This window comes from Jatrophihabitans telluris (assembly GCF_023516435.1).
Classification (GTDB): domain Bacteria; phylum Actinomycetota; class Actinomycetes; order Mycobacteriales; family Jatrophihabitantaceae; genus Jatrophihabitans_A; species Jatrophihabitans_A telluris.
The window spans coordinates 3,449,492-3,475,292 of sequence record NZ_CP097332.1 but is presented as its reverse complement, the minus strand read 5'-3'; the positions used below and the strand labels follow the sequence as shown (position 1 = coordinate 3,475,292).

The 25,801-nt window shown below is 68.4% G+C and carries 24 protein-coding genes; 14 read left to right on the top strand and 10 right to left on the bottom strand.

The annotated features are described in order from the left end of the window. Nucleotides 1-64: 64 nt before the first annotated feature. A complete protein-coding gene (locus M6D93_RS15980) occupies nt 65-1,777 on the bottom strand; it encodes an LPXTG cell wall anchor domain-containing protein (protein WP_249770655.1) in 1,713 nt (570 codons plus the stop codon). 134 nt (nt 1,778-1,911) lie between these two features. Beyond that, the gene (locus tag M6D93_RS15975; protein ID WP_249770653.1) at nt 1,912-2,319 is read right to left on the bottom strand and encodes a MerR family transcriptional regulator; all 408 of its coding nucleotides are present in this window, start codon (nt 2,317-2,319) and stop codon (nt 1,912-1,914) included. 130 nt (nt 2,320-2,449) lie between these two features. Between M6D93_RS15975 and M6D93_RS15970 the strand changes: the two genes are divergently transcribed. The 5 genes from M6D93_RS15970 to M6D93_RS15950 all read left to right on the top strand — a co-directional run bounded on the left by M6D93_RS15970 (nt 2,450) and on the right by M6D93_RS15950 (nt 8,815). Further along, a complete protein-coding gene (locus tag M6D93_RS15970) occupies nt 2,450-3,640 on the top strand; it encodes an acyl-CoA dehydrogenase family protein (protein WP_249770651.1) in 1,191 nt (396 codons plus the stop codon). A gap of 125 nt (nt 3,641-3,765) precedes the next feature. Further along, a complete protein-coding gene (locus tag M6D93_RS15965) occupies nt 3,766-5,289 on the top strand; it encodes an acyl-CoA carboxylase subunit beta (protein ID WP_249770649.1) in 1,524 nt (507 codons plus the stop codon). A 229-nt stretch (nt 5,290-5,518) separates the two neighbouring features. Further along, nucleotides 5,519-7,006, top strand: a complete 1,488-nt coding sequence (locus M6D93_RS15960) for a serine/threonine-protein kinase (protein WP_249770647.1) — start codon at nt 5,519-5,521, stop codon at nt 7,004-7,006. Between the two features lie 50 nt (nt 7,007-7,056). After that, nucleotides 7,057-8,058: a pirin family protein gene (locus tag M6D93_RS15955; protein WP_249770645.1), complete on the top strand. Its 1,002-nt coding sequence runs from the start codon at nt 7,057-7,059 to the stop codon at nt 8,056-8,058. Between the two features lie 97 nt (nt 8,059-8,155). After that, nucleotides 8,156-8,815 (top strand): hypothetical protein, encoded by a 660-nt coding sequence (locus M6D93_RS15950; RefSeq protein ID WP_249770643.1) that lies wholly within the window; start codon nt 8,156-8,158, stop codon nt 8,813-8,815. A gap of 34 nt (nt 8,816-8,849) precedes the next feature. On the opposite strand, the gene M6D93_RS15945 is transcribed toward M6D93_RS15950, so the two are convergent. Both M6D93_RS15945 and M6D93_RS15940 read right to left on the bottom strand, forming a co-directional pair. After that, complete coding sequence (locus M6D93_RS15945; RefSeq protein WP_249770641.1) at nt 8,850-9,500, bottom strand: Maf family protein; 651 nt, start codon at nt 9,498-9,500, stop codon at nt 8,850-8,852. 47 nt (nt 9,501-9,547) lie between these two features. Beyond that, a complete protein-coding gene (locus M6D93_RS15940) occupies nt 9,548-10,696 on the bottom strand; it encodes an acyl-CoA dehydrogenase family protein (RefSeq protein WP_249770639.1) in 1,149 nt (382 codons plus the stop codon). A gap of 113 nt (nt 10,697-10,809) precedes the next feature. Between M6D93_RS15940 and M6D93_RS15935 the strand changes: the two genes are divergently transcribed. Next, nucleotides 10,810-11,625, top strand: coding sequence for an S-methyl-5'-thioadenosine phosphorylase (locus M6D93_RS15935; protein ID WP_249770637.1), 816 nt, complete (start codon nt 10,810-10,812; stop codon nt 11,623-11,625). Then, nucleotides 11,625-12,656: an NAD-dependent epimerase/dehydratase family protein gene (locus M6D93_RS15930; protein WP_249770635.1), complete on the top strand. Its 1,032-nt coding sequence runs from the start codon at nt 11,625-11,627 to the stop codon at nt 12,654-12,656. The genes M6D93_RS15935 and M6D93_RS15930 overlap by 1 nt, the downstream gene beginning before the upstream one ends. 140 nt (nt 12,657-12,796) lie before the next feature. Here the strand turns inward: M6D93_RS15930 and M6D93_RS15925 are convergent, their stop codons facing one another. Both M6D93_RS15925 and M6D93_RS15920 read right to left on the bottom strand, forming a co-directional pair. Beyond that, the gene (locus tag M6D93_RS15925; RefSeq protein ID WP_249770633.1) at nt 12,797-13,951 is read right to left on the bottom strand and encodes a sensor histidine kinase; all 1,155 of its coding nucleotides are present in this window, start codon (nt 13,949-13,951) and stop codon (nt 12,797-12,799) included. Further along, complete coding sequence (locus M6D93_RS15920) at nt 13,948-14,655, bottom strand: response regulator transcription factor (protein WP_249770631.1); 708 nt, start codon at nt 14,653-14,655, stop codon at nt 13,948-13,950. Before M6D93_RS15920 ends, M6D93_RS15925 begins: the two co-directional genes overlap by 4 nt. A 102-nt stretch (nt 14,656-14,757) precedes the next feature. Between M6D93_RS15920 and M6D93_RS15915 the strand changes: the two genes are divergently transcribed. Genes M6D93_RS15915 through M6D93_RS15905 form a run of 3 tightly spaced genes read left to right on the top strand, consistent with a single transcriptional unit; the run spans nt 14,758 to nt 16,831 of the window. Further along, nucleotides 14,758-15,405 carry a glycosyltransferase family 2 protein gene (locus tag M6D93_RS15915; RefSeq protein ID WP_249770629.1) on the top strand — a complete coding sequence of 216 codons (648 nt, stop codon included), beginning with the start codon at nt 14,758-14,760 and terminating at the stop codon, nt 15,403-15,405. Next, nucleotides 15,402-16,184 (top strand): TIGR04282 family arsenosugar biosynthesis glycosyltransferase, encoded by a 783-nt coding sequence (locus M6D93_RS15910; protein WP_249770627.1) that lies wholly within the window; start codon nt 15,402-15,404, stop codon nt 16,182-16,184. Before M6D93_RS15915 ends, M6D93_RS15910 begins: the two co-directional genes overlap by 4 nt. Next, the gene (locus tag M6D93_RS15905; protein ID WP_249770625.1) at nt 16,181-16,831 is read left to right on the top strand and encodes a methyltransferase domain-containing protein; all 651 of its coding nucleotides are present in this window, start codon (nt 16,181-16,183) and stop codon (nt 16,829-16,831) included. Before M6D93_RS15910 ends, M6D93_RS15905 begins: the two co-directional genes overlap by 4 nt. On the opposite strand, the gene M6D93_RS15900 is transcribed toward M6D93_RS15905, so the two are convergent. Next, nucleotides 16,771-17,238, bottom strand: a complete 468-nt coding sequence (locus M6D93_RS15900) for a hypothetical protein (RefSeq protein ID WP_249770623.1) — start codon at nt 17,236-17,238, stop codon at nt 16,771-16,773. The genes M6D93_RS15905 and M6D93_RS15900 overlap by 61 nt on opposite strands. Further along, on the bottom strand, nt 17,238-18,470 hold the full coding sequence (locus tag M6D93_RS15895; protein WP_249770621.1) for a molybdopterin-dependent oxidoreductase: 1,233 nt from the start codon (nt 18,468-18,470) through the stop codon (nt 17,238-17,240). The genes M6D93_RS15900 and M6D93_RS15895 overlap by 1 nt, the downstream gene beginning before the upstream one ends. A gap of 111 nt (nt 18,471-18,581) precedes the next feature. Here M6D93_RS15895 and M6D93_RS15890 point away from each other — a divergent pair, with 111 nt between their 5' ends. Further along, nucleotides 18,582-20,021, top strand: a complete 1,440-nt coding sequence (locus tag M6D93_RS15890; protein ID WP_249770619.1) for a glycosyltransferase family 87 protein — start codon at nt 18,582-18,584, stop codon at nt 20,019-20,021. Here the strand turns inward: M6D93_RS15890 and M6D93_RS19560 are convergent. Continuing rightward, a complete protein-coding gene (locus M6D93_RS19560; protein ID WP_347343500.1) occupies nt 19,918-20,148 on the bottom strand; it encodes an acyl-CoA carboxylase subunit epsilon in 231 nt (76 codons plus the stop codon). The two genes, M6D93_RS15890 and M6D93_RS19560, sit on opposite strands and share 104 nt — an antisense overlap. Before the next feature lie 46 nt (nt 20,149-20,194). Beyond that, a complete protein-coding gene (locus M6D93_RS15885; protein WP_249770617.1) occupies nt 20,195-21,796 on the bottom strand; it encodes an acyl-CoA carboxylase subunit beta in 1,602 nt (533 codons plus the stop codon). Nucleotides 21,797-21,909: 113 nt separating this feature from the next. Between M6D93_RS15885 and M6D93_RS15880 the strand changes: the two genes are divergently transcribed. From M6D93_RS15880 to phoH2, 3 genes are all read left to right on the top strand, one after another. Next, a complete protein-coding gene (locus M6D93_RS15880) occupies nt 21,910-22,677 on the top strand; it encodes an isoprenyl transferase (protein WP_249770615.1) in 768 nt (255 codons plus the stop codon). A gap of 278 nt (nt 22,678-22,955) precedes the next feature. Further along, nucleotides 22,956-23,939, top strand: a complete 984-nt coding sequence (locus M6D93_RS15875) for a hypothetical protein (protein ID WP_249770613.1) — start codon at nt 22,956-22,958, stop codon at nt 23,937-23,939. A 521-nt stretch (nt 23,940-24,460) separates the two neighbouring features. After that, nucleotides 24,461-25,768 carry an RNA 5'-3' helicase PhoH2 gene (phoH2, locus tag M6D93_RS15870; RefSeq protein WP_249770611.1) on the top strand — a complete coding sequence of 436 codons (1,308 nt, stop codon included), beginning with the start codon at nt 24,461-24,463 and terminating at the stop codon, nt 25,766-25,768. The last annotated feature ends 33 nt before the right edge of the window (nt 25,769-25,801 follow it).

Sequence of the window (25,801 nt, the reverse complement as noted above, 5' to 3'; positions counted from 1 at the left end):
AGTGTTGAGGGATAGGCCATGCGATCCGCAGACACCGTACGGGTCCCGCGACGCCCGCGTGTGATCAGCTCGTCGACGAGTCCGGGCGTCGCCGGGCCAGCCACAGGGCGCCCGAGCCGATGAGCACCAGGGCGCCACCGAAGAAGGCCGGAACCTGCGGGTGGCCACCGGTGTTGGCGAGTTCGCCGTGCGCGCCGCTCTGCGGACTCGGGACGGGAACCGCCTTCTTCGCGGTCAGGCCGAGCAAGGCGACACACTTCGGGTTGGGTGCGTCGGCGCCGAAGTCGTCCAGCGTGAGGCAGCCCGGATCGGCGGCGTCGGAGAGGGCGAGCATGCCGACGGTGTCGCTGCCGGCCGAGACGGCCTTGAGCGTCAGGTGCGCGATCTTCGTCTGCCCGGGTTCGATGGTTCCCAGATCCCAAGCCGGACCGTCGACGTAGGTGGCGGTCGGAGACGCGGAAACGGTGCCGGTGGCCGCGGAGGTTCCGCTCAGCCGTAGCGCCGCGTGGACCCGGCTGACGGCCGATTGCAGGGCGTCCAGCTGAGCGGTATGCAGGCCGGTACCCGAGCGCTCAGCAGCGTGGAGCCGGGCGCGTGCCGTGGCCAGCGCCGAGCGCCGGGCGGTCGCGCTCAGCGGGCTGACGCCGTTGCCGGACGCGCCGGAGTTGCCGTCGAGCGGCGTGCCGTCGAACCCGGTGATCGCGAAGTGGCCGTTTTTCAGAAGGGTGAACGCGGCCGCGGTGAGGGCCGGCTGCGGGCCGTTGTTGTGGACCTTGAGAGTGACCGACACGCTCTTGCCGAGCGTGACCGTCGTGGCCGAGGTCGTCACGGACCGGGTCAGGTCGGCGACCCCGGTGAATGCGAAGTTGTAGGCCGTGGTGTTGTTCGACAGATCGGAGTCCACGAGGGCACCGTCCGGCGCGACGTCCGCGGTGATCGTGGCCAGGCTGCCGATCGTCGGCGTGCCCGACGTGCTGACCTCACCGCCGGCGAAAACCGCCTGGCTCTGGCTGAGCGTTCCCAGGGGGCAGTCGATGGTGGTCCCGGCTGCGCCGGTGGTGGGGCAGGACAGCACCGTTCCCTGGTCGTTGGGGTTGTTGAGATCGGCAATGACTGCGCTGAAGTTGCGCAGCAGCAGGCCGGCCGGAACGTGCACGTGCAGGGTTGCCGCGGTCGGGGACGCGGCCAGGTTGCCCACGATGAAGATCGCTGCTCCCGACGCACCGGTCCCCAGTGGTTGGGTGATGATCGAGCCGTCCGGGCTCAGGCCGCCGATCAGGACCAGGTCCGGCTCGTTGACCGAGATCGCGACCGGCCCGGCGGTGACCGGCGCGGCGCCGGGATCGGCGGAATCGGTGTAGCCCACCGTGGCGCTGGAGGACGTGAGGGCCGCCGTGGCAGACACGGTGGCCCGGAAGACGATCCGGTACGTGCCCGCAGGCAGGGCACCGGCCGTGCCGAGCGCGAAGGACAGGTCGCCGGCGGTGCTGGTCACCGTGGCCGGGTCGACCGCCGTGCCGTTGACGGTGACCGTCGCGGCGAGTGCGGGTAGCGCCGCATCCTGGTGGGTGCCGAACGCGACGCCGGTCAGGGGGTGGGTGGTCCTCAGCAGGTAGGTGAGGCCGACCGTGCCCGGTCCGGTGGCCGTGGTGGGCGCCGAGCCCGTCAGCGTGACCGGCGGCGCGAGGGCCTGAGCCGGCTGGGTGAAGAAGAGGCAGGCCACGACCAGACCCAGTCCGAGCAGGGTCGAGGTCAGAGTGCGCAGAACACGACGCATGAAGCTACTCCTGGGGCGCGGTGCGGGGTGGGGCACCGTAGAACCCGGCGCAGTAGCGCAGACGGTACTGAAGGTATGAATTCCCTGTCAAAGAGCCACGCGGGGGCTGAATGGGAAGTTTCCGCCCCGGTACGTCAGTCCAGTTCAGCCAGGCGTGTGCGGCACTGGTCGGCAACCTCGCGGACCTCGCTCAGCGTGCGATCCAGGTCGCGGCGCCGCTCGGTGAGGTCCTCGGAGATCTCGTCCAGCCGGGTCAGCAGGGTGCGCAGCTGGCGCCGTTCGGACGAGGCCGCACCGTTGTACATGTCGACGATCTCCCGGATCTCGGCCAACGACATGCCGAATCGCTTTCCGCGCAGGATCAGCCGCATCCGTGCGTGGTCGCGGTGGTCGTAGCTGCGGGCCGAACCGGATCGGTCCGGGGCGATGAGACCTTCGGACTCGTAGAAGCGCAGGGTCCGGGTGGTGATGCCGAGCTCGTCGGCCAGCTCGCCGACACTCCAGCGCCGGTCGATGGTCGGTTCCGCACCGGGGGAGGTCACCGAAGAACCGTATCCGTAGGTATGGGCAGCGCTGGGCATACCAGCTATAGTCGACTGACGTTGACGTAAACGTCAACCTGTAGGGTTCGGCTCCCACCCGTCGGCCGAGCCGTGGATAGAGGAGCTCACCATGTCCTTCGAGCTGTCGGCCGACCACGAGGTCTTCCGCAAGGTCGTTCGCGAATTCGCTGAGGCCGAGGTTCGCCCGCACGCCGCCGAATGGGACCGCAAGCATCACTTTCCCGTCCACCTGATCCCGAAGATGGGTGAGTTGGGGCTGTTCGGCCTGGTCGTCGATCCTGAATACGGCGGCAGTCGGGGCAGCCTTCCCGATGGTGGCGATTTCTCCGCGCTGTGCCTGGCGATCGAGGAATTGGGGCGCGTCGACCAGTCTGTGGGCATCACACTGTCAGCCGGTGTCGGTCTGGGCATCAACCCGATCCTGAGCTTCGGTGACGCGCAGCAGAAGCAGACGTACCTCCCGGATCTCGTGGCCGGGCGCGCGCTGGCGGCGTTCGGCTTGACCGAGCCCGAAGCCGGCTCCGACGCCGGGGCCACCCGCACCCGCGCCGAGCTCGCCGACGGAGAGTGGACGATCAACGGCGCCAAGGCGTTCATCACGAACTCCGGCACGCCGATCACGTCATGCGTGACCGTGACCGCCCGCACCGGTGTGGTGTCCGAATCGTCCGGCCGTCCGGAGATCTCAGCCATCATCGTTGCGTCGGGAACCCCTGGATTCGAGGTTCAGCCGCCCTACGACAAGCTGGGTTGGCACGCTTCCGATACCCACGGCCTGGTGTTCTCCGACTGTCGGGTGCCCGAGTCGAACCTGCTGGGCGGACGCGGCGCCGGGTTCCGCCAGTTCTTGTCCATTCTCGACGACGGCCGGATCGCGATATCCGCACTCGCGGTCGGTCTGGCGCAGGCCTGCCTGGAGGAGTGTCTGAGCTACGCCAAGCAGCGCAGCACCTTCGGCAAGCCGATCGGTGCTCGCCAGGCGGTGGCCTTCGCGATCTCCGATCTCGCCGTCGCCGTCGAGGCGGCGCGGGGCCTGACGTACAAGGCTGCGTGGCTCAAGGACGCCGGCCGCCCGCGCTCGGAGGTCAGCCAGGCCGCCGCCATCGCCAAGCTGTACTCCACCGAGGCGGCCGTCACCGCCACCCGGGTGGCGACTCAGGTGTTCGGGGGCTACGGCTTCATCGAGGAGTACCCCGTGGCCCGGTTCTATCGCGACGCCAAGATCCTCGAGGTCGGCGAGGGCACGTCCGAGGTCCAGCGGATGGTTATCGCTCGCAACCTCGGACTGCCAGTCGAGTGAGGATCGACCGAGCGTCAGCGAGGGAGGACCGGAGCGAGATGACGGCCAGTCGAGTGAGGATCGACCGAGCGTCAGCGAGGGAGGACCTCAGCGTGCGGGAAAGCGGAAGGGCGTAGGTTTCGATCATGTCGGACGCAGCGAAGATCGCGGCTGCTCGCAAGGGGACGCTGGCCCCGTCGACTGCGGCGGCGGCCAAACTTGCCGCGGCCGGAAAGCTCTATGTGCGCGACCGGATCGCCCTGCTGTTCGACGAGGGCAGCTTCGTCGAGGACGCTCAACTGGCTAACGCGCTGGCCTCGTCGCTGCCCGCCGACGGCGTGGTCACCGGCCAGGGGCTGGTCGACGGCCGGCCGGCGCTCGTGGTTGCCAACGACCCGACCGTCAAGGCGGGTTCGTGGGGGGCCAGGACGGTCGAGAAGATCATCCGGGTAACCGAGCGGGCGCTGGCTCAGGAGTTGCCGATCTTCTGGTTCATCGACTCCGCCGGGGCCCGGATCACCGACCAGGTCGACCTGTTCCCCGGACGTCGCGGTGCGGGACGGATCTTTCACAACCAGGTGGCGCTGTCGGGCAAGGTTCCCCAGATCTGCTGCCTGTTCGGGCCGTCTGCCGCCGGCGGCGCCTACATCCCCGCCTTCACCGACATCGTGATCATGGTCGAGGCGAACGCCTCGATGTACCTGGGTTCGCCACGCATGGCCGAGATGGTGGTGGGGGAGAAGGTAACCCTGGCGGAGATGGGCGGCGCGCGCATGCACGCCACGGTCTCCGGCTGCGGTGACAACCTCGCCACCGACGACCTCGACGCCATCGAGCAGGCCAAGCTGTACTTCTCCTACTTCCCACAGAACTGGCACGCGCCGGCGCACGAGTACGCCGGCGAGGCGCCGGCCCAGGAGTTGGACGACACCACGGTCCCCGCCGCCGAATCGGTTCCGTTCGACATTCACACGGTCATCGACGGCGTGATCGACCAAGACTCCTTCTTCGAGATCAAGCCCGAGTTCGCCGCCGAACTGGTGGTCGGCCTCGGGCGGTTGGACGGTCGGCCGGTCGGGATCGTGGCCAACAACTCGGCGGTCAGGGGCGGTGTCCTGTTCTCCGATTCCGCGGACAAGGCGGCTCGCTTCATCTGGCTCTGCGACGCCTTCAATCTCCCCTTGATCTATCTGGCCGATGTGCCGGGCTTCATGATCGGGTCCGAGGTCGAGCGTCAGGGCATCATCCGGCACGGCGCGAAGATGATCACCGCCGTCGCCGAGGCGAACGTCCCGCAGCTGTCGGTGCTGGTGCGCAAGGCCTACGGCGCCGGGCTGTACGCGATGGACGGCCCCGGCTTCATGCCCGACGCCTGCATCGCGCTGCCGACGGCACGGGTCGCGGTGATGGGTCCCGAGGCGGCCGTGAACGCCGTCTACGCGAACAAGATCGCCGAGATCGCCGACACCGAGGAGCGGGCCCGGTTCGTCAGCGAACGGCGGTCCGAGTACGAGGCCGACGTGGATCTGTTGCGCTTGGCCTCCGACCTGGTGATCGACGCGATCATCGCGCCGGATGAACTGCGGGCCGAATTGGTTGCTCGTCTTGCGGCCCTGAGCGGCAAGAGCCGTCCCCTGGCTGACAAACGCCACGGGGTCCCCCCGGTCTGAGGGCCGTGATCCGCCGGCGGTGAACGGCCGCCCCAGGCGAGGCCGGGCGGCGCGCCGTCGGTCGCGGGGCGCCGGTCAGCAGGACGCCACGTCGGCCGCTAGCCTTGAGTCGACCACGAGTCGACCAGAGTCGAGCGCGCAGAGGAGCCAGGCGATTTCCGAGCCACCCACCGGCCGCTTCCCGGCCCCACCGCAGCCCGGTGGCTGGCTGATCGGCGACCGTTACCGGGTGCAGACGCCGATCGGATCCGGAGCGATGGCCGAGGTCTTCCGGGCCCGTGACGAACTGCTCGGTCGCGATGTCGCGATCAAGGTGTTCCGCTCGCAGCTGGACGGCGGCAACAACACGCTCGGTGGCCAGCAGCGCCAGGAGGTCGAGCTGCAGGTGCTGGCCCAGCTCAACCATCCGAACCTGATCACGCTCTACGACGGTTCGATCACGGGCCAGTCCGGTTCGGCCTACCTGGTCATGGAGCTGGTCGACGGTCCATCCCTGTCGGCGGAGCTTTCCTCCGGCGGACCGTTGCCTGAGCCCGTCGTGCGCAGCATCGGTGCTCAGATCGCCGCGGCGCTGGACTACGTCCACGCCCGTGGCATGGTGCACCGCGACGTCAAACCGGCCAACATTCTGCTCGGCAGTGATCACGGACTGGGCCCCCAGTTGCGGGAGGGGGCGGAGTTCCGGGCGCGACTGTCCGACTTCGGCATCGTGCGGCTGCTGGAGGCCGAGCCGATGACCAGTGTCGACTTCACCGTCGGGACCGCCACTTACCTCGCCCCCGAACAGGCCCGCGGAAGTGCCGTCGGGCCACCGGCCGACCTGTACGCGCTGGGTCTGGTCCTGATCGAGTCCCTGACCGGCCGCAAGTCCTACGAGGGCACCCCGATGGAGGCTATGGTCGCTCGGCTGCACCGATCCCCGGAGATTCCGGCCGGCCTGCCGCAGCCCTGGCCGGAGCTGTTGACGGCGATGACTGCGATGGAGCCGGATCAGCGGCCCAGCGCGGCCCAGGTCGCAGCTGCTCTGAGCCCCACGTCCGGCGTCATGCCGGCTGTCTTCGACCCGTTCGTCGCGGGATCGGTGGCCGCGGCCGGTGCCGCTCTGGGCGCAACCGCTCTCGGGGCTGAGCTGGCCGATCAGCACACGCAGTTCTTCGGCGCCGTACCTGGCGGCGGCGAGGTCGGCACCGGTGGGCCCGCAACCCCGGGTGATGCCGGTGTGCCGCTCGGGCGGTACGAGGACGACGAGCCGCGTGGCTCGGGCAGCCGGGCCGGAATCATCACGGCGGTGATCGTCGCGCTGCTCCTTCTTCTCGGCGGCGGATTCTTCTGGCTGTCGCACAACACGTCCCACCCCTCGCCGGGCTCGTCCACCAGCTCGTCCAGTTCGAGTTCCTCGGCAGCCCCGTCGTCGTCGGCGTCCTCATTGACCGCGACGTCCTCGGCGCCCCACTCGGCGTCCTCGACGCCCCCGTCGACCACGAAGTCCTCCTCGTCGGCCCCGACGTCGTCCTCGGCACCCACCTCGTCCTCGCCGACCACCAGCGCACCTCCGACGACCACCGCTGCGACCAGCGCCAGCGTGAGCACGACACCGAGCAGTTCGGCCATCGTCCCGCAGGGCGGGACGCCGACCTCGGCGACCACCACGCCGGCCACCACTGCCACCGGGACCAGCGCGGCCACGACGACACCCAACGTCCCCGCCGGCGGCTGAACGCCGGTTCCTCGCTGGCCGGGCCGCCGCCACTGCGGCAAACTGGTTGCGTGAGCAACTTGGAGGTCGGGACGCCCGCCGAGGTCGACCTGCCCGCCCGCGTCGGTCTGAACGGCCCGGTCTTCGAGCGGCTTGACCCGCGGCCGGTCGTGCTCACGCCCAGAACGATCGCCGTGGACGGAAATCCGGCCGGCCCAGGGTCTGCGGCGATGGTGCAGCGCTACCTGCCCACCCGCGGTCGGAGGACGGTCGGTGCCTGGTGCTTCCTGGACCTGTTCGGCCCGGACGACGTCCGTGGCGAGGCGGGGATGCAGATCGCCCCCCATCCGCACAGCGGCTTGCAGACCGTGACGTGGCTGCTGGCCGGTGACGTCCGGCACCGCGACAGTCTTGGCAGCGACCAGATCATCCGGCCCGGGCAGCTGAACCTGATGAGCGCCGGGCACGGCATCGCCCACGCCGAGAACTCTCCGACCGGGCATGGGGACCAGCTCCACGGCGTGCAGCTCTGGATCGCGCTGCCCGACGCCGACCGGGACGCGTCTCCCTTCTTCGAACACCACGAGCAGCTGCCGGAATGGCGCGGCGACGGAGTGCGGGCCCGACTGCTGATGGGTTCGCTGGGCGAGGTCACGTCCCCGGCGACCGCCCTGACTCCGCTGGTCGGCGCGGAACTTGAGGTGGCCGCCGGCGTCGAGGCGATGGTGCAGCTGCGGCCGGACTGGGAGCATGCGCTGCTCGTCCTGAGCGGCGATTGGTCCGACGGGACCGAGCAATTGTGGTCCGGGGACATGGCCTACCTCGGGACGGGGCGCTCTGAACTGGCGGTGCACAGTAATGCCGGCGCACGTCTGCTGCTGCTCGGCGGCGAGCCGTTCGACGAGGAGCTGGTGATGTGGTGGAACTTCGTCGGCCGCAGCCACGACGAGATCCTCGCCGCGCGAACCGCCTGGATGGCCGGGCAACGCTTCGGCGACGTCGCCTACGAGGGCGATCGGTTGCCGGCGCCTCCGATCCCGCCGGTGACGCTCCGGCCGCGCGGGCGCCGGTGAGCCTGAACACACCAATGGTGACCCACTGAGCCAATCCGCCCTGGCCGTGGTGGCGAATCCCCTTCGAAAGCAAGGCCAAAATCGAAGGAGATTCCCGATGAACCGAATTGCCCGAGGCGTCATCACCGCCACCGCCATCGCCACCGTGGCGCTGGGCGCGGCGGCCTGCAGCAGCAACAAGTCCTCCAGCACCCCCGCCGCGTCCTCGACCTCAGCGGCCGCGCCGCTGGCCGACATTCCGGCGCTGAGTGGCCAGTCCACCGCGGTTGCACTGGACAGCAACTTCGTCGCGGCGCTCGGCACCCTCAAGCTCACCCCCGGCGTCATCGGCACCGCGAAGCTCACCAACGGCTCGCTGGTCTTCCCGATCACCGGTGGCAACGTCAAGTACTTCAAGCCCGGATCGGTTTCGCCCTACGTCGTAGGCGACATCAAGCACGACGGCTCCGGCTTCTCGTTGACCGGTGGCGCGACGAAGGTGTCGCTCACCAACTTCGACATCGACCCCGGCGCGTCCAAGCTCTACGGTGACGTCGCCGTCAACGGCAAGAGTGCCGCCACCCACGCGCTGCTCTTCGGGCTGAACGGAAACACCCTCAAGCCGCTGCAGACCTCGGGCAACACCGCGATCCTGGAAGGCACTCAGGTCCAGGTCTCGCAGGTTGCTGCCGACCTGCTGAACTCGACCTTCAAGACCACCGCCGTCAAGGGCGGCCTGCTGGTCGGAATCGCCAAGATCACCGTCAACACCAAGTAATTCTCGTTCCGGCCGCGGGCCGGCCACATCCGACTCAGGATGTGGCCGGCCCGCGGCCGTTTCGCGGCAGGTCCGACAGGGCGTAGCCGAGTTCCCGGATCATCGCCCGCAGCAAGGGTAAGGACAGACCGACGACGTTGTGATGGTCACCGGTGATTGCTTCGACGAACCAGCCACCTAGGCCGTCGATGGTGAAGGCGCCCGCCACGTTCAACGGTTCGCCCGTGGCCAGGTAGTCCTCGATCTCGTCGTCGGTGGGTCGGCCGAACCGGACCTCGGTGCTGGCCACGGCGACTTTGGCCTTTTCCGGCGAGGCGAATCGGCCCCCTGGTGCTTCGGTCAGCGCGAACAGGGCGTGCCCGGTGTGCAAGACCGCAGACCGCCCACGCAGGTCGTGCCAGCGCTGGCGCGCCTCCGCGACGCTTGCCGGCTTGCCCAACGCGTGGCCACGAAACTCGAGCATCGAGTCGCAGCCGAGGACCAGGGTCGGTGCGGCCACCGTCTCGATCAGCGCGTTCGCGACGGCCGTGGCCTTGAGCAGGGCCAACGCCTGCACCAGCTCGGCCGGGGAAGGTGCGGTGACGGCGTCCTCATCGACGCCCGAGACGATGACCTCGGGGTCGACCCCGGCGGCTCGCAGCGTGGCCAGGCGTGCCGGGGAGGCCGAGGCGAGGACGAAACGCATTGGCCGACTCTAGAACAGCCATCGCGCGCCACACGGCGCGGGCGGGCTCAGTTGAGCTTGAGGGATCGCCCGATGATCTCTTTCATGATCTCGGTCGCGCCGCCGTAGATCCGGGTGACCCGAGCGTCGGCGAAGGCGCGTGCGATCGGGTATTCCAGCATGTAGCCGTAGCCGCCGTGCAACTGCAGGCAGGTGTCGACGGTTCGGCCCTGCAGCTCGGTGCACCACCACTTGGCCTTGGCGGCGTCCTGCACGCTCAGGTCGTCCTCGTTCAGTGCGATGACGCAGCGGTCGACGTAGGCCTGGGCCACGTCGACCTCGGTGGCGATCTCGGCCAGGCGGAAGCGAGTGTTCTGCAGCGAGCCGATCGAGGCCGAGAAGGCTTTGCGCTCGCGGACGTAGTCGACGGTCCAGTTCAACGCCGCGCGGGCACCGGCAACGCCGGCGACGGCGATCGACAGCCGCTCCTGTGGGAGGTTGGCGACCAGCGAGGCAAAGCCGGTCCCGATCTCGCCGAGAATGTTCTCGGCTGGCACCCGAACGTCGGTGAACGACAGCTCAGCGGTGTCCTGCGAGTGCAGGCCGAGCTTGTCCAGGTTGCGGCCCCGCTCGAAGCCGGGCATGCCGCGTTCGAGCACGACCAGGGTGAGACCGCGGTGCTTGTCGGCCGAGGTGCGGACGGCCACGATGACCAGGTCGGCGTTGATCCCGTTGGTGATGAAGGTCTTGGAACCGTTGACGATCAGATCCGTCCCGTCGGCCACCGCGCTGCTGCGGATACCCGCCAGGTCGGACCCGGCTCCGGGCTCGGTCATGGCGACGGCGGTGATCAGCTCGCCGCTGGCGATCCCGGGCAGCCAGCGACGCTTCTGCTCGGCTGTGCAGTAGTGGAGGAAGTACGGCAGGCAGATGTCGTTGTGCAGGCTGAGGCCGAGCCCGGCCGCTCCGACGCCGCCGAGCATCAGCTCCTCGTCCAGGATCTGGTTGAAACGGAAGTCCTGGGTGCCGCCGCCGCCGTACTCCTCGGGGATCTGCAGGCCGAGCAGGCCCTGCGCGCCGGCCGCGGTGAACAGTTCCCGGGGCGCGATGCCGGCTTGCTCCCACGCCAGGTAGTCGGGGTGGATCTGTTTTGCGATGAAGGTGTGGCTGGCTTCGCCGAAGGCGAGCTGGTCGTCGTCGTAATGCTTGCGCAGCATGGGATCTCCTGCCGGTGCTACCGGGGCTCTGACGGTCGGCCGGCGGGGTGGGCCGACGCGTCCTGAGTTTACTATGACGTCCTAGTAATTGGTGAGGCCGCTAGATTTGACCGGTGACGAACATTCAGGCCGAGATCGGTGTCATCGGCGGATCCGGTTTCTACTCCTTGCTCAGCGACGCCGCCGCGGTCACGGTGCGCACCCCGTGGGGTGATCCGAGCGGCGAGATCACGGTCGGACGGCTGGGGGAGCGGCAGATCGCGTTCCTGCCTCGGCACGGCGCCGATCACCGCTTTCCGCCGCATCGGGTGCCGTACCGCGCCAACCTGTGGGCGCTGCGCTCGCTGGGCGTGCGCCAGATCGTCTCGGCCTCGGCCGTCGGATCGCTGAAGCCCGAACTCGGGCCGGGCACCATCGTGGTGCCCGATCAGATCATCGATCGCACCTATGGGCGCGGCCACACCTACAACGACTCCGACAGCGGGGTGGCCCATGTCTCCTTCTCCGACCCGTACTCGGTGGCCGGCCGTGCGGCGGCACTGCGGGGCTCGGCGGCGGCCGGAATCGAGGTCGTCGACGGGGGAACCTTGATCGTCATCAACGGCCCGCGCTTCTCCACCCGTGCCGAATCATTGGACTATCAGCGCCGCGGCGCGTCGATCATCGGCATGACCGGCATGCCCGAAGCGGCCCTGGCACGGGAGCTGGCCCTGGAGTTCACCGGCCTGTGCCTGGTCACCGATCATGATGCCGGCGTCGAGGTCGGCGGTGGGGTCACCCACGCCGAGGTGCTCGAACAGTTCGCGACGAACCTGCCCAGGCTTCGTGAGCTGTTGGTGGCGACGCTGTCGCAGTTGCCGGCGCTCACTGGCAACGAGTTGTACGGCGAGGTCTACGGGAACACCCCGCCGCCGTTCGAGCTGCCCTGATGCGTCTGTTGCTGACCGGGGGAGCCGGTTTCATCGGCCGTCACGTGCTTGCCCGCGCCCTTGCGCGCGGCCATGACGTACGGGTACTGGATTCGCTGCGCGAGGACGTCCATCACGGCTTGGCGTGGGCGCCGCCGCCGGGGGTCGAACTCGTTGTGGCCGATGTGCGGGACCGCCCCGCGGTACTGCCTGCGCTGTCGGGCGTGGAGGCCGTGATCCACCTGGCGGCCAAGGTCGGTTTGGGGGTCGACGTGCAGGACCTGCCCGACTACGCCTCGTCCAACGATGCCGGAACAGCGAGTCTGCTGGCGGCGATGGCCACGACCGGAGTCGGCCGGCTGGTTCTGGCCAGTTCGATGGTTGTGTACGGAGAAGGCCTGGGGCACTGCGCGGAGCACGGGCCCGTGGCGCCTGGAGTGCGGGAGGAATCGGCGCTGCGGCGCGGGCAGTTCGACCCGCCGTGCCCGGAGTGCGGTCGGACTCTCGGCGCCCAACTCGTGGATGAGGACGCGCCGATCGATCCTCGCAACGCCTACGCCAGCAGCAAGTTCGCGCAGGAGCTCTACGCGCGTAATTGGGCCCGTTCCACCGGTGGATCGGTGGCGGCCCTGCGCTATCACAACGTGTACGGCCCGGGCATGCCGTCCGACACCCCGTACGCCGGGGTGGCCGCGATCTTCACCTCGGCGCTGCGGCGGGGCCAGGCCCCGCGGGTGTTCGAGGACGGTGGCCAGCGGCGGGACTTCGTCCACGTGCGGGACATCGCCTCGGCCACCGTGGCGGCGGCTGAGGCCGGGGTCGCGGGTACGCGGGCGTACAACGTGGGTTCGGGGACGCCCCGGACGGTGGGGGAGATGGCCACCGCGCTGGCGGTCGCCCTCGCTGGCGCGGCACCGGTGGTGACCGGGGAGTACCGGCTCGGCGACGTCCGGCACATCACCGCCGACTCCTCGCGGGCCCGGGCCGAGCTGGGCTGGTATCCGGCGGAGGACTTCGACGCCGGCATGGCCGAGTTGGCCCACTCCCGTTGAGGTTGCCCTTGTTGCGCGTGGTGGGACGTTGAGGTTGCCCTTGTTGCGCGTGGTGGGACGTTGAGGTTGCCCTCGTTGCGCGTGGTGGGACGTTGAGGTTGCCCTCGTTGCACGCAACGAGGGCAACCTCAACGAGGAGGTCAGGCAGCCAGGGGCAGGCGGACGGTGAACGCGCAGCCGCCCTCGGTGTTGCAGACCTGAACGCTGCCGTCGTGTGCGGCCACGATGCCGCGGGTGATGGCCAGCCCGAGTCCGGCGCCCGCGCCCAGGCCGGAATGCGGCGTGCGAGCGGGCTCGCCCCGGAAGCCGACCTCGAACACCTTGTCCAGATCATGCTCGGGAATGCCGCCACACTGGTCCCGCACGATGAGTTCGGCCACCTGCGCCAACGCCGGAGTCGCGCCGGATTCGTTCGGTGAACGCAGCGATATCTCCACCGTGCCGTCGGGGCCGGTGTGCCTGATGGCATTGACGAGCAGATTCGTGAGCGCGCGGTTCAGCTCCGCGGAGCTACCGATCACTTCGGCGAGCGTGGACGTCCGACCTCGCAGCTTCACACCCTGCAGCGTGGCTACCGGCTCCACCGCAGCGACCACGTCAGAGATCAGGTCCTCCAGGTTGACCCGATCGGTGCGGGCACGCGGCGCCCGCGATTGCAGCCGGGAAATCTCCAAGAGGTCGTCGACCATCCCCGACAGCCGGTCGACCTCGATCCGGATCTGCTTGTGGTACCGCTCGGGCGAGCTCGCCACGCCGTCTTCGAGCGCCTCGGCCATCGCCCGCAGGCCGGCCAGCGGAGTCCGCAGGTCATGAGAGACCCAGGCGACCAACTCGCGCCGGGAGGCTTCCAGGGCCTGCTCGCGCTCACGGGATTCGGTGAGGGTACGGGCGGTGGAGTCCAGCTGCTCGCGCAACGTCTGCAGCTCACCACTGAGCTTTCGGCCGCCACCGGTGGGCAATCGTCCTTCCCGAATCGCCTCTACCGCGGCTTGGACACTGCGCTTGTCCCGGGCGAAGCGGCGTGCCGACATGCTGGCCACCATGGCGGCGAGGACGCCCGCGACGAGCGAAACCGTGATGGTGGCGTACTCGTCGTCCATCGACAGGAACATCGCGCGGGTGTTTCCGATGACGGCGGCGACCGAAGCCCCGGTAGCCACCACGGAGACCGAGATCAGCTCACCCCGTTGGGAGCGGCGCCGTAACGGCCAGGTCAGGATCCAGGCGACGGCGGCGCCCCCCAGAGCCCACAGCAACGCCGTGAGCAGGATGTCGAGATCGTGGTGTGTGCTCATGCCGCGTCCGGTGCGTCCATCCGGTAGCCGACTCCCCACACGGTTTGGATCAACGTCGGCTTCTGCGGGTCGTTCTCGATCTTCTCCCGGACCCGCCGCACGTGCACGGTGACCGTCGACTGATCGCCGAAGGTCCATCCCCAGACCGCTTCCATCAGCTGGCTACGGGTGAAGGCGGTACCGGCGTTGCGCATCAGGAACGCGAGCAGTTCAAGCTCTCGGACGGTCAGATTGAGCTCCACGCCCTTCTTCGTCACCCGGTGTGCGGCGGTGTCGACCACGAGGTCGTCGATGCTGAGGATGGCGGGGGCAGGGTCGGAAGCCGCAGCCGGTGCGCTGCGCCGCAACACCGAGTCCACCCGCAGGACGAGTTCTCGCGGGGAGAACGGCTTGGTCACGTAGTCGTCGGCGCCAACCTCCAGGCCGGCGATCCGGTCGTCCTCCTCGCCGAGCGCGGTCAGCATGATCACGGGAAGGTCCGGGTGACTGCGGCGCAGCCGGCGGCACACCTCGAGCCCGTCCAGCCCCGGAAGCATCAGGTCGAGCACGACCAGGTCGATGGCACCTGCATCCGGGCCGCTGAGCAGTTCCGCGGCGCGGGTGCCGTCGCTGCAGCCGTGGGCGGTGTGACCTGCGCGTTCCAGGTAGGACAGCACGACCTCGGACACGGTTGGGTCGTCCTCGACGACGAGCACAGCGGCCACCCCTGGAGTCTAGGCTTCGCGTTGGTGATACCAGCCGTCGCGGAGCCCGAGTTCCCAGCTCTGTAAGGGTTGTCGGACCCTCCGCTGACTACCGTCAAGGGCATGATCGACTTGGTTCTGCCTTGTCTGGACGAGGCGGCCGCGCTGCCCGGCGTGCTGGAGCGGGTGCCGGCCGGCGTCCGGCCCATCGTCGTCGACAACGGCAGCGCCGACGGTAGCGCGGAGCTGGCCGCCCGGCTCGGCGCGAGCGTCGTGAGCTGTGCGCAGCGCGGTTACGGTGCGGCCTGCCACGCCGGTTTGTCGGCGGCCACCGCTGAGTATGTGGCCTTCTGTGACTGCGACGGATCGCTGGACCCCGCCGATGTCCCGCGCCTGGCCGCGCCGATCATCGAAGGCCGTTACGACCTCGTCCTCGGGGCCCGCCGGACGACGACCCTTTCGGCCTGGCCGGTCCATGCCCGGGTGGCCAACCGGGTGCTGGCGCATCGGGTCCGGTCTCTGACCGGCGTGCGCATTCGCGACCTCGGACCGCTGCGGGTAGCTCGACGGGAGGACCTGCTCGAGCTCGGACAACGCGATCGGCGCAGTGGCTACCCTTTGGAGACCGTGCTGCTGGCCGCCCGTGCCGGCTGGCGGATCGACTCCGTCGACGTCCACTACGCCCCGCGGACGGGACGCTCCAAGGTGACCGGCACGGTTCGCGGCACCCTGCAGGCGGTCAAGGACATGTCCGCGGTGATGGCTCGATGACCGGCTCGATGACCGGCTCGATGACCGGCTCGATGACCGCAGCCGTCATCGGCGCCGGTCCCGCGGTCGTTCAGCGGACACCGGTGGCCGACACGGTTGTCGTCATCGCCAAACAACCGTTGCCGGGCAAGGTGAAAACCCGCCTCATCGGTGAGTTCAGTCCGCACGAGGCTGCTGAGCTGGCGGGCGAGGCGCTGAACGACACTTTGGCCGCGGTTGATGGTCTGGCGCCGCGCCGGGTGCTGCTGCTCGACGGCGATCCCGGCGAGTGGATCCCCACCGGTTGGCAGATCCTCCAGCAATCGCAGGGCGATCTCGATGAGCGGTTGTCCGCCGGCTTCGACGCGATCGCCGCCGGCTGGAACGCCGGGCCCTACGGTTCCACCCGCCACGTCGCCCCGGGGCGCGTGGTCCTGGTGGGGATGGATACCCCGCAGCTGTCCGGTGAGCTGGATCGACTCGACCTGCGAAACCACGATTGCGCGCTGGGCCTGGCCGAGGACGGTGGCTTCTGGGCCATCGCCTTCGCCGATGCGAGCGTGGCCCGCTCGGTCATCGCGGGCGTACCGATGTCGCGACCGGACACCGGTGCCGAGCAGTTGTGTCGGCTGCGTCAGGCGGGCCTGCGCGTTCAACGGCTGCCGGTGCTACGCGACGTGGACGAGCCCGCGGATGCACGGGCGATCGCACTGGGTCATCCGCATACCCGCTTCGCTCGCCGCTGGCGCGCGTTGGCCGGCAGCTCGACCGGTGCCGCCCAGACCGGTGCCGCCCAGTGAGGGCGGGCGCCCTTGCGCCGTACGAGGGGGCGCTGGCCGGATCGCGTCCGCTGGGATTCATCGATGGCCACGGTCGGGTTCTTCCGCTGGCTATCCAGCGTTACCTGGCTGAGGCCGATGATGCTGATCAGACGGTGCTCGACCGGTGTCTGGGACCGACTCTGGATGTCGGCTGCGGCCCGGGTCGAATCGTGTACGCCCTTGCCGCAGCGGGTCATGCCGCGCTCGGAGTGGACATTGCCGAGGCGGCGGTGGAACTCACGCAGGGACGTGGAGCGACCGCCCTGAGCCGTGATGTCTTCGAACGGGTTCCCGGCGAGGGTCGGTGGCCGACAGTCCTCCTGCTGGACGGCAACATCGGGATCGGCGGCGATGTCACCGGTCTGCTCGGCCGCGTGCGACGGCTGATGGCCTTGCAGGGCAGCGTGATCGTCGAGGCCAGCACCGCAGAGCCGGGCACCGATGAAGTGCTCGTGGTTCGCTTCGCCGAAGCCGGCCGGCCGGTGGGCCCGGAGTTCGGTTGGGCGAGGGTGTCGGTGGATGTGCTCGTCGACCGGGCCACCACCGCCGGGCTCGACGCCGTCGACTACTGGTCGGCCGGCGGCAGGGACTTCGTCCGCTTCGAACGCAGCACGTCGATGGCGTAGGCGGTCAGAGTCACCAGAGCCACCAGGCCGAGCAGGATGGCGAGATTCGTCTTGTAGTTCTGCTGCAACAGAGCCAGGGTGGTACTGCCGTACTTGTGCTGCCGATAGATCAGCACCACGCCGACGGCGCTGACCAGGCCTCCTGCGATCAGAGCGCCCTCCAGATAGGCCCGTGGCCGACCGGGCACCACTCGGGCGAGCAGCGCTCCGACGCCGAGTACTACGGGCGCGATGACGAGATCGTGCACCAGCAACGAGCCGACCAGCCACTCAGCGAGTTTCGGCGGATGGGTGTAGCGGGCCTGCTGCAGAATCCGCAGGGCTCCGTAGGCGATGGCCGCGACGCCGATGACACCGAGTACGTAACGGTAAATGCGATCACGCGCATGAGTGTTGGGCGAGGACATCAGCGCACCTCGATCCGGGTCAGCCACTTCGTCTGCAGTACGCCGGACCGGTCGGCCGCGATGAGCCGCAGCGGGTAACCGTGGTCCAGCGACAGCCGTTCACCGTTGAGGTGGGTGGCGAGCAAGGCGGATTCCAGCTGGCTGCCGGTGAGGGTGGACGAGTTGTAGCCGCCCTTCTGCAGCGAGTGGACCGTGACGTGCGAAGCCCGCGAACCACCGGCGCGCTCGATGAGGGAAAGCAGCCGAGGCCCGCGCCAGTGTGCGGACTTGCTCCAGCCCTCGACACAGGCGATCGGCAACGTTGTCTCCTCCGTCACCAGGGCTTCCAACTCAGCCAGGGACAGTTCGAAGTTGCGCGCTCCGTCCACGGTCAGGTGATAGTCCGGCGATTGTGCGGGAGACACGACGCCGGCGCTGCGGGCAGTCTTGTTCACCGGTAGCTTCTCGTCCGGCGCGCGATCAGGTCGCCGCGGCGCCAGGAGGGCGAACCGGCTCAGCCCGGGTACCACCTGCCCGACGGTGGTCGCCACGACGAGGCCGACACCGCCCGCGGCCGAGATCAACACTCCGCGCCGGGTCAGGCCGCCCGGCTTGGACGTGCCGAGGACCGTCCGTTGCCGACCCGGGTTGCTCCGCGACACCGGGGTGGACAGGCCCTCGCGGATCTTGGGCAGCTGGACCGCGACGTGCAGCAACAGCGATCCGATGATGACCCACGACAACCAGTAGTGCACCTTCACGAAGTCCCAGGGCCAGGGATAGAACTGCAGGACGTTGAACAGGCCGGTGATCAATTGCAGTACCGAGCTGGCCACCAGAATCGCCACCGACCCGCGCTCGGCGGCATGAACCAGGCCTCGCACCGGCGGCCACTGGAACAGCTGGTGGAAGACCGACCAGAGTTTCACCAGGATCAGCGGAATGCAGGCGATGCCGGTGATGACGTGCACGCCCTGGGTCAGGCGGTAGCCCCACACCGGGGCTCCGGGGATGGGTAGCCAGGTCCAGGGGTGGTACTGGTAGTGGCTGAGCAGCCCGGTGGCGAAACACACCACGAACGCGATCCCGAGGACACGGCCGAGACGAGCGGTGACCGCCGTGCTGCGCAGCGGTGAGGAGAAGGACGGCCAGCCCCGCGGTGGCCGTTGCAACAGCTGGCGCAAACGACCGTGCGCCTGATCGTGCGCCTGACCGCGCAGCCGGTCGCGCAACGGCGTGATGGGCGAGCGCATACCCACAGTGTGCGGTCAAACAGGGTCCAGGACCCTTACAGGGCAAGGAACTCCGACCGCGGCGCGGCGGCCCGGGTCGCATCGCCGGGTTCGTCCTGCCAGAGTGGTCTCATGGACCGAGCGCACCGGAGCCGACCCGAACTGGGTCGACGTGGGCGGAGCGCGGTCACTGCGGTAGCCGTCCTCGTCGCCATCGAGGTGCTCGGCGTCCTGGCGTTGACCAACCGGGTCCACCACTTCCGTCCCGTGCTGACCTTGCTGGGGCCGTTGTTCGGGTGCTCGCTCGTCCTGCTGGCGATGCTGTGGCGACTGCGGACGAGGTTGTCCCGGCGGGCCCTCACCGCGTTGCTGATCGGCGGCTGCGCCGTGCTGCAACTGGCCGCGTTGGCGGGCAACCCCGTCTCCAGCGACGACGACTACCGCTACGCCTGGGACGGCAAGGTGCAGCTGTCCGGCATCGATCCGTACCGGTACGCACCGGCGGATCAGGCGTTGTCCCGGCTGCGGGAGGACTTCCTGTTCCCAGCGGCAGACCCCTGCCGTCACAATGTCGTGCCTGGCGGCTGCTCGGTCATCAACCGCCCTCTGGTTCGCACGATCTATCCGCCGGTCGCCGAGGCCTCGTTCGCTCTGGTGCGCGTGCTGTCCTTCGGTGGTCACGGACACCATCTGCCGCTGCAACTCGCCGCCGGCCTCGGTGTACTGGCAACCACGCTGCTGCTGATCCGCAGCGCGAACCGACGCGGCTCACCGCTTTGGCCGGTGGCAGCGTGGGCGCTGAGCCCGCTCGTCGCGATCGAGGCGACCAACAACGCCCACATCGACTGGCTGGCCGCGCTGCTGGCGGTGCTCGCGATGTGGTCCCTACGCGAGGGCCGTCCGCTGCCGGCCGGGCTGGCCATCGGAGCGGCGTTCGCCACCAAGCTGTACCCGGGAGTGCTGATGGTCGCCGTCGGGCGTCGTCCGCGGCGTCTGGTCACAGCCGCGGCCGCGGCCACGGGCGTCGTGGCGCTGAGCTACCTTCCCCACGTGCTGGCCGTGGGCCCGAAGGTCCTGGGCTACCTGCCGACGTATCTGAGCACGGAGAGCTATGCCAGTGGACAGCGCTACTTCATCGCCACCTGGCTGGTCGGAGGTAGTGCGGCCACGAAGGTGGCGCTGCTCGCCGGCGTCGTCGGACTGACCTGGTTGTGGTGGCGAGCCGACCCGAGGCGGCCGGAGGAAACCGCGGTCAACGCGACGGGTCTGCTGCTGCTGGTGGCCACCCCGCACTACGGGTGGTACGCCCTGACCTTGATCGCGCTGATCGCGATGTCGGGGCGGATCGAATGGTTGTGGACGGCCTTTGCTCCGGGTCTGCAGTACATGTCGGCGGAGTTCCCGCACTGGAACCCCGAGGTCGTGAAGTACTACTCCTACGGGATCGCCCTGGTGTGGCTGGCCGTTTTCAGTACCGGGCGGAGGCTTGCCACGCGCCGGGCGAGGCCGTCAAGGGAGCCCGTACCCGCCAGCGGGGATCAGCCCAGCCCCCACTCCGCGACGGCGTCGTAGCGGGAGCGGAACCCGAGGCGCTGAGCAGCGACAGCACGACCGTCACGGCAGCCACGTCCTCGGGACTGGGATTGCCGCGCACGATGCGGAGTACCGGAGGTTCGATCGGCTTTTCGTCTTGTTCCATAAGGCTTTCAGTCGATTCTGCGGACGTGGGCGGGGTGGCCCGAGTGCTACAGCGGGATGTTACCGTGCTTCTTCGGTGGCAGGCTCTGCCGCTTGGTGCGCAGCATCCGCAACGACTTCGTGATGAAGGCGCGGGTTTCAGACGGCGGGATCACGGTGTCGACGTAGCCACGCTCGGCCGCCACGTAGGGGTTGACCAGGGTGTCCTCGTACTCGCTCACCAACTCCGCGCGCCGCGCTTCCACATCGCCGCCCTCGTCCGCGGTCTTCTGCAGTTCCTTGCGGTGAAGGATGTTCGCCGCACCCTGGGCGCCCATGACCGCGATCTGGGCGGTCGGCCAAGCAACGTTGATGTCGGCGCCCAGATGTTTTGATCCCATCACCACGTAGGCACCGCCGAAGGCCTTGCGGGTGATGACAGTGATCTTGGGGACGGTGGCCTCGGAGTACGCGTAGATCAGTTTGGCCCCGCGCCGGATGATGCCGCGATGTTCCTGACCGACGCCCGGTAGAAAGCCCGGCACGTCGACCAGGGTCACGACCGGGATGTTGAACGCGTCGCAGGTCCGGACGAAGCGTGCTGCCTTCTCCGAGGCATCGATGTCCAGGCAGCCGGCGAACTGCATCGGCTGGTTGCCGACGATGCCGATGGGGTACCCCTCGATGCGGGCGAAGCCGACCACGATGTTCGGTGCGAACAAGGTGTGCACCTCGAGGAATTCGCCCTCGTCCACAAGGTGCTCGATGACGGTGTGCATGTCATACGGCTGGTTGGCCGAGTCCGGGATGAACCGGTCGAGTTCCCGGTCGGCGTCGGTGACCGAGAGATCGACCTCGGTCTCGAACACCGGTGCAGGATCCAGGTTGTTGGCGGGCAGGTAGGAGATCAGCGCCTTGACGTAGTTGATCGCGTCCTGCTCGTCCGTACCGAGGTAGTGGGCATTTCCGGAGGTGGTGTTGTGGGTCCGGGCCCCGCCCAGCTCCTCCATGGTCACGTCCTCGCCGGTGACGGTTTTGATGACGTCCGGTCCGGTGATGAACATCTGGGAGTTCTGGTCGACCATGACGACGAAGTCGGTGAGCGCTGGTCCGTAGACGTGCCCGCCCGCCGCGGCGCCCATGATCAGCGAGATCTGCGGGATGACCCCCGACGCCATCACGTTGCGATGAAAGATCTCGCCGTAGAGACCGAGTGAAACGACGCCCTCCTGAATCCGGGCGCCACCCCCCTCATTGATCCCGATCAGGGGGCAGCCTGTCTTGAGGGCGAAGTCCTGCACCTTGACGATCTTCTCGCCGTAGACCTCGCCGAGGGCGCCGCCGTAGACGGTCACGTCCTGGCTGAAGACGCACACCTGCCGACCGTCCACGGTGCCGTAGCCGGTGATCACGCCATCGCCGAACGGTCGGTTGCTCTCGATTCCGAACTTGGTGGAACGGTGTCGGGCCAGCTCGTCGAACTCGACGAAGGAACTTTCGTCGAGGAGCAACTCGACCCGCTCCCGCGCGGTCAGCTTGCCCTTGGCGTGCTGCTTCTCCACCGCGCGGGCCGAGCCGGCGTGTACCGCCTCGTCGAAACGCTGGTTCAACTCCGCGAGCTTGCCGGCGGTGGTGTGTGGATCCAGCTCAGGCACGATCTCAGCACTCATGTCGGCTGACCCTAGTTCCGGCCCCGCCGACCAGCGGGTGGAAGTGAGCCATTTCGCGTCTTCGGCCGGTAAAACCGCCATACAGGCGCCGTCAAGGACTAACCTTTCCTGTCGTGGACCTGCGCAGCGCCATCTACTCCGTGTACGAGCGGCGGCTGCGCCAGAGTCTGAACGGCGCTGCGGTCCCGCGCCACGTCGCGGTGATGTTGGACGGCAACCGACGCTGGGCCCGGGCGGCCGGCCTGTCCGACGTCAACGACGGGCATGCCGCCGGCGCTGAGCTGATCGATCAGCTGCTCGAGTGGTGCGCCGAGGTGGGCGTCGAGCACGTCACGCTGTGGCTGCTCTCGACGGACAACCTCACTCGGGACCCGGCCGAGCTCGTGCCGTTGCTGAAGATCATCGAGAACGTCGCCGGCCAGCTGTCGGCCGACGATCGCCGGTGGCGGGTGAACGTCGTCGGTGCGCTGGATCTGCTGCCGGCTGATACCGCCGGCGTGTTGAAGGCCGCGGAGGAACGCTCGGCCGACAAGACCGGGCTGACGGTGAATCTGGCCGTGGGCTACGGCGGCCGCCGCGAGATCGCCGACGCTGTCCGGTCGCTGCTGCAGGAGCAGGCCCAGGCCGGCACGTCCATCGAGGAGCTGGCCGAGAGCATCGACGTCGAGCACATCGCCGACCACCTGTACACCAAGGGCCAGCCCGATCCCGACCTCGTGATCCGGACGTCGGGGGAGCAGCGCCTGTCCGGCTTCCTGCTGTGGCAGTCGGCGCATTCGGAGTTCTACTTCTGCGATGCCCTGTGGCCCGATTTCCGCAAGGTCGACTTTCTTCGGGCCCTGCGCGATTTCTCCGAGCGCCAGCGCCGTTTCGGCGCCTGACCGCTGCCCCCCGCTCTCGTTGAGGTTGCCCTTGTTGCGGGCTTCGGCTCGTTGAGGTTGCCCTTGTTGCGGGCTGTGGTTCGTTGAGGTTGCCCTTGTTGCGGGCTGTGGTTCGTTGAGGTTGCCCTTGTTGCGGGCTGTGGTTCGTTGAGGTTGCCCTTGTTGCGGGCTTCGGCTCGTTGAGGTTGCCCTTGTTGCGGGCTGTGGATAAAAACCTCGTCATCCACAGAATCACGATCGCCCCTCGCAGCTGGCTCGCTCCGCGGGACGCTGCGGCTGTGATCAACCACGACGACCCCACCGCCAAGATCCTCTCCGCCGGCGTCACGACCCGTTCCAGATTGCTCGCCGCGGGTTGCCCTCCTGCCGAAGTGAGGTCGATGCCGCGACCTGGCGGGATCCGCGCGAGCCGATCGCTGGTCGGGGAACCGGACTGCGCAGACGCATTTGTTCGGATCGCTGCCGGCTGCGCCGTGTCCGGGCCGCGCGCAGTCGTCATCGGATGGTCGGCCGCGCTCCTCCACGGTGTACCCACGACATTTGTCGATGGCCGTTGGGAGGAGGACGAGTTGTTGCCCGTGGCGATCAATCCGAGGACCAAGTGTCGGCAAAGAGAGGGAATCCTGCGCAGCTACTCTCAGCTGCTCGATTCTGACGTCGTCCAAATTGGCGGCCTGTCGGTGTCTACAGGCACGCGGACGCTATTCGATGTACTCCGCCTCAGCCGAGGGCGGGTCCAGGCACTGCAGCTCGCAGACGCGTGTGTGCGATTCGGTGTCAGCAGCCCGGACGAGCTGACGAGTTACGCGAGCAAACGCAAACGCTGGCCGGGAATTCGTCGGGTACGTGCGCTTGCTCCACTGCTGACGGCGTTTGCGGAATCGCCGATGGAAAGTGCTTTCCGGCTGCACTGGCTCGATGCGGGTTTGCGACAACCACTCGTAAACCCCTCGATATTCGACAGTTTTGGGAATTTCGTTGCGCGGGTGGACCTGCTCGATCCGGTGTCGGGCCTCGTCGGAGAATATGACGGCGAGTGGCACGAACGCGGTGACCGTCCACGTGCGGATCTGCGCCGGATCGGGAAACTCGAACGGCTCGGCTTCACCACCGTTCGCGTGACGCGCGATCTGATGCGGGGCGGTGGCGTCGAGGCGGCGCGTCTGCTGGTGGAGCGCCGCTGGCGCACCGAAGCTTCTGCGCGCCGCCCGCGGTCGGGAACCTCGGTGATCAGTCAGGATGGGCGCCGATTCTTATGGTGAAACACTGCCCGACCCCGCAACGAGGGCAACCTCAACGGGGCCGACCCCGCAACGAGGGCAACCTCAACGGGGCCGACCCCGCAACGAGGGCAACCTCAACGCCGGCCGAGCGCCGAGAGCGCCAGGCCCGCATGGGACCGGTGCGACTGATGTTCATCTGTTGGAAACTGAGAATGTCGGCGTGGCGTTCGTACTGGATCACGAGCGGACGTACCGTGACGACAGGTGGACCGGGAAACCCCGAGCCGCCCGGGAGGTCCCTGACTTTGGTAATGACCAGCGAGGGGGCCGGCATCGCCCCCAGCTTCTGGGAGCGACCGGAACCCTCAATGCAGGTGGACGTCGGTGCCGCGCCCACCCACGGTGGGTGATGAGGTCTGTGCCTACCGTGAACGTCCAAGGAGCCTCGAGTGCGTTCCGAGACATCTGCCCACCCCAGCTCAGTACCCGCCTCTGCTGACCTGAAGGATCAGCTTCCCGCGAGCAATCACATTTCCGCGACTGCCGCCGATCAAGACCACATGAAGACGTTCGTGCTCGATACGTCGGTCCTGCTGTCGGACCCAGGTGCCCTGGCGCGGTTCGGTGAGCACCAGGTCGTCCTGCCGCTGGTGGTCATCGGGGAGCTGGAAGGCAAACGCCACCACCCCGAGCTCGGCTGGTTCGCCCGCCAGACCTTGCGAACCCTCGATGAGCTCCGCATCAAACACGGACGCCTGGATGCGCCCGTCCCGATCGGGGACGACGGCGGCACCTTGCACGTTGAGCTGAACCACTCCGACCTGTCCTCGCTGCCGACCGGATTCCGTGTCGAGACCAACGACTCGCGGATCCTGGCCGTGGCCCTCAACCTGAAGAACGAGGGCCGCGACGTCACCTTGGTCACCAAGGACATGCCGCTGCGGGTGAAAGCGGCCTCGGTCGGCCTCGACGCCGACGAGTACCGGGTCCATCCGGCGGTCGATTCCGGGTGGACGGGCCTGGCCGAACTGGACGTGACCGCCGACCAGATCGATGCTCTCTACGACGGTCACGAAGTCGATCTGGCTCAGCACGACGAGCTTCGGACGAGTGCTGAACTGCCCTGCCATACCGGTCTCGTCCTGCACTCCCCGCGTGGATCGGCACTGGCTCGGGTGACGGCGGACAAGCAAATGAAGCTCGTCCGCGGTGACCGGGAGGCCTTCGGCTTGCATGGCCGGTCGGCCGAACAGCGGATCGCCCTGGACCTGTTGCTGGACCCCGAGATCGGCATCGTCTCCCTGGGCGGACGGGCCGGCACCGGCAAGTCCGCGCTGGCGCTGTGTGCCGGCCTGGAAGCAGTCATGGAACGGCGGGCGCACAAGAAGGTAGTCGTCTTCCGCCCGCTGTATGCCGTCGGTGGTCAGGAACTCGGTTACCTGCCGGGCAGCGAGAACGAGAAGATGGCCCCTTGGGCGCAGGCGGTTTTCGACACGCTGGGCGCGTTGGTGAGCGCGGACGTGATGGACGAGATCATGGACCGCGGGATGGTCGAAGTCCTGCCCCTGACCCACATCCGGGGACGGTCCCTGCACGATGCTTTCGTCATCGTGGACGAGGCCCAGTCCTTGGAGCGAAACGTGCTGCTGACGGTGCTCTCGCGCATCGGCCAGGGTTCGCGGGTCGTGCTCACCCATGACGTCGCCCAGCGGGACAATCTGCGCGTCGGCCGGCACGACGGTGTCGCTGCCGTGATCGAGGCGCTGCGGGGTCACCCGCTGTTCGCCCACGTCACGTTGACCCGCTCGGAGCGTTCGCCGATCGCCGCTCTCGTCACCGAAATGCTCGAGGACGTCGGCCTGGGCTGAGTCCTGAGCCACGAGGGCAACCTCAACGGCCGT